The organism is Xanthomonas sp. LMG 12460, assembly GCF_009192895.1.
GTDB classification, from domain to species: Bacteria; Pseudomonadota; Gammaproteobacteria; order Xanthomonadales; family Xanthomonadaceae; genus Xanthomonas_A; species Xanthomonas_A sontii.
In genome coordinates, this window is record NZ_NKUH01000141.1 from 1 (window position 1) to 2,988 (window position 2,988).

A 2,988-nucleotide genomic window follows, 5' to 3' on the forward strand; every position below is an offset into this window, starting at 1 on the left:
GACCGCGGCAGCGATCTGCTCCGGGGTCGGTCCGGCCGCGGCCGGGGCGGGCGCCGTCGTCGCGGCGTCCGCTTGCACGTCGGCGACCGCGACCGGCGCGGGGCTCGGCGGCACGGCCTTCTGTTCCTCGGCGATCACGTCGTGGAGCAGGCCTTCCAGATAATCGTCGATGACCCCGGGGGTGCTCATGCGGCTTGCTCCATCGGCGTGGCGTCGCTGGCGATCAGCCATTCCAGCGCGCGGCGGTAGGCGGCCAGGCCGCGACCCGGGTAGTCGCCCGGCACGCCGGCCACCGTCAGCGCCTTGACGTTGCAGATCTTGGTGTCGACCGGGATGGCGTCTTCCCACACCCGCTCGCCGTAGCTGTCCTGCATCTGCCGCAAGGTCTCGTTGCCGGCGCGGGTGCGCTTGTCGAACAGGGTCGGCAGGATCGACGCGGGCAGCGGCCGGCGCCGCGAGCGCTCGACCATGTCCACGGTGCGGACCATGCTGGCCAGGCCGTGCAGGGCCAGGGGCTCGGCCTGGGTCGGGATGATCACGCGGTCGGCCGCCGCCAGCGCGTTGATCATCAGCAGGCCCAGGGTCGGCGGGCAGTCGAGCAGGATGTAGTCGTGCTGGCCGGCGTGGCGGGCCATGGCCTGCTGCAGCGCCAGGCCCAGGCCGGGCTGGTTGGCGCTGCGCCGTTCCAGTGTGGCCAGCGCGGTCTGCCCGCAGACGAAGCTCAGACGCTCGACCGCGGTGTCGCGGGCCAGCGCGGCGAGTTCGCCCGGCGGGGTCGCGAACAGGTCGAGCACGCCCGGCGGCTGCGGTTCCTGCGGCACGTCGAAGGCCCGGGTCAGCGAGGCGTGCGGATCGAGATCGAGCATCAGCACGCGGTGCCCGAGCATGGCCAGCCCACGGCCCAGGGCCAGTGTGGTGGTGGTCTTGCCCACGCCACCTTTCTGGTTGGCGATCGCCCAGATGCGCATCAGTTGACTCCTTCAATGGCAGGTACTGCGCGGGGGCCGCCGGCGTTGCCGGGGGCCGCCGCGGCGGGGGGTGTCGGGGTGGCCGGCGCGGCACCGGCGCTCAAACGATCGGAGGCCGACGGCGTCGCATCGCCGCTGTCGCCGGAGTCGGCCAGGATCACCAACACCACGCGGCGGTTGGCGTTGCGGCCGGCCGGCGTGTCGTTGCTGGCGCGCGGGCGGAACTGGCCGTAGCCGATCATCGACAGCCGCGAGGGCTGCAGGCCCTGGTCGGCGAACAGGTGGACCACGCTGGCCGCGCGCGCCGCCGACAGTTCCCAGTTCGAGGGGAACTGCGCGGTGGCGATCGGGGTGTTGTCGGTGTAGCCCTCCACGCGCACCCCGTTGGGCACGCCGGACAGCACCTGCGCCAGTTCGGACAGGGTGGCGCGCGCGCTCTGGTCGAGCGCGGCCGAGCCGGAGCCGAACAGGATGTCGCTGTTGATCTCCACTTCGATCCACAGCCCGGCGCGGCGCACGGTGATCAGCTTCTTCTGGATCAGCGGCGCCAGCGCGGCGCCGAGACGATCGGCGATGCTGTCGAGCTGGCGCTGTGCGCGTCGCAGCTGCTGCGCGTCGCGCAGGTCGTCGCCGCGCTGCGCGTTGCCCGAGGGCAGGCGGTTGGGATCGGGCAGGGTCAGCGCCGGGCTGGACTTGATCGGGGTCGGCCGCTCGCCGCCCTGGCCCTGCAGCGCGTGGTCGCCGACCTGCACCGGACGCAGGGTCGTCGGGGTGCCGCCGAACGCGGCGCTCATCGCGTCGGCCATGACCCGGTACTTGGCTTCGTTGATCGTGGACAGCGCGTACATCACCACGAAGAAGGCGAGCAGCAACGTCATCAGGTCGGCATAGGGGATGGCCCATGCCTCGTGGTTGGCGTGCTCGTCGTGGGAGTGCTTGCGGGCCATTGGCAACTCAATGCAAGAATCCGGCCAGTTTCGATTCGATGTTGCGCGGGTTCTCGCCCTGGGCGATGGCGATCAACCCTTCGATGATCATTTCGCGCTCGCCGCAGCTGTGCTTGATCACGCTCTTGAGCTTGGCGGCCATCGGCAGGAACAGCAGGTTGGCCGAGGCGATGCCGTAGATGGTGGCGGTGAACGCGGCGGCGATGCCGTGGCCGAGCTTGCTCGGGTCGGCCAGGTTCTTCATCACCGCGATCAGGCCCAGCACCGCGCCGATGATGCCCAGGGTGGGCGCGTAGATGCCCATGCCCTCGAACACCTTGGCCGCGGCCAGGTCGCAATGTTCCTGGCCTTCCAGGTCGATCTCCAGCATGTGCCGGATGGCTTCCGGCTCCACGCCGTCCACCAGCATCTGCAGGCCCTTGCGCACGAACGGATCCTGCTGCTGCGGCACCTGGTTCTCCAGCCCGAGCAGGCCCTGGCGGCGCGCGATGTTGCTCCATTCCACGATCTGCTTGAGCAACGCCTGGCGATCGCTCGGCGGCGGCCACAGGATCCACTTGGCGATCTGGAACGCACGGCGGAACACGGACGGCGGGGTGTGCACCAGGATCGCCGCGACGGTGCCGACGATCACGATGACGAACGCAGCCGGCGACCACAGCGCCGAAATGCCGGCGCCCTTGAGGATGCTGCCGCCGATGAGCGACAGAATCGCCAACAGCAGGCCGATGAGACTGAGCTTGTCCATGCAGGAGGTATCGGCCAGGGGGCTTGGGACTTGATGGGTTGGCGGCCGGGAATGGGGAATGGGGAGTCGATGAAGCCGGGATTCGGGAATGGGGAATCGCAAAAGCGCGCGCACGCCAACCGCTCATCCCGGCTCTATCGCGTCGCGGCTGAAGCCGCTCCCACATTGGGGAGTGAGGTACACGGGAGCTGCTGTTGCGATTCCCGAATCCCCATTCCCGAATCCCAGCCTCACCGCGTCGCGGCTAAAGCCGCTTCTACGGCGGAATCAGGGGAAAACGAAGCGCCAGGGAACCCGCTCTTACGATTCCCCATTCCCCATTCCC

Annotated in this window: 2 protein-coding genes and 2 pseudogenes; all 4 read right to left on the reverse strand. The window is 69.6% G+C overall.

The window, feature by feature from the left end; genetic code table 11:
* A pseudogene (locus tag CEK66_RS19880) lies at nt 1–189 on the reverse strand (chemotaxis protein CheW); the annotation flags it as partial.
* Nucleotides 186–968 carry a ParA family protein gene (locus CEK66_RS19885; RefSeq protein WP_017910758.1) on the reverse strand — a complete coding sequence of 261 codons (783 nt, stop codon included), beginning with the start codon at nt 966–968 and terminating at the stop codon, nt 186–188. The gene CEK66_RS19885 and the pseudogene CEK66_RS19880, both read right to left, overlap by 4 nt.
* A gap of 143 nt (nt 969–1,111) precedes the next feature.
* A pseudogene (motD, locus tag CEK66_RS19890) lies at nt 1,112–1,921 on the reverse strand (flagellar motor protein MotD); the annotation flags it as partial.
* 1 nt (nt 1,922) lies between these two features.
* The gene (locus tag CEK66_RS19895) at nt 1,923–2,663 is read right to left on the reverse strand and encodes a flagellar motor protein (protein WP_010341770.1); all 741 of its coding nucleotides are present in this window, start codon (nt 2,661–2,663) and stop codon (nt 1,923–1,925) included.
* Between the last annotated feature and the right edge of the window lie 325 nt (nt 2,664–2,988).